Source organism: Flavobacterium polysaccharolyticum, assembly GCF_038739875.1.
In the GTDB taxonomy this organism is placed as follows: domain Bacteria; phylum Bacteroidota; class Bacteroidia; order Flavobacteriales; family Flavobacteriaceae; genus Flavobacterium; species Flavobacterium polysaccharolyticum.
On the sequence record NZ_JBCGDP010000085.1, the window covers coordinates 1 to 315 of the forward strand.

Consider the following 315-nt stretch of genomic DNA (forward strand, 5'->3'; position numbering starts at 1 on the left):
TGCGAGTCCTGATTTTGAAACCAAAGATTCCTACTCTGTTCGCGTAAGAACTTTCGATGGAACATCCACTTTCGAAAAAGCATTTACTATTTTCATTAATGATGTGAATGAAGCACCAACGGATATTGCGCTGTCTGCTTCTGCTATCAACGAAAATATGCCGGCTAACTCAACTGTGGGAGCACTTTCTTCAACCGATGTAGATAGCAGTTCGTTTACGTATTCTTTAGTAGCTGGAGCTGGTGATACTGATAATGCTGCGTTTACCATTTCAGGTAGTGATTTGAAAATTACTGCGAGTCCTGATTTTGAAAC

At 40.3% G+C, this 315-nt stretch carries 1 protein-coding gene; it reads left to right on the forward strand.

Annotated elements, in window-relative coordinates; all coding sequences use genetic code 11:
• A partial coding sequence (locus tag WFZ86_RS20195; protein ID WP_342693624.1) for a hypothetical protein occupies positions 1 to 315 on the forward strand: 315 nt, incomplete at both ends.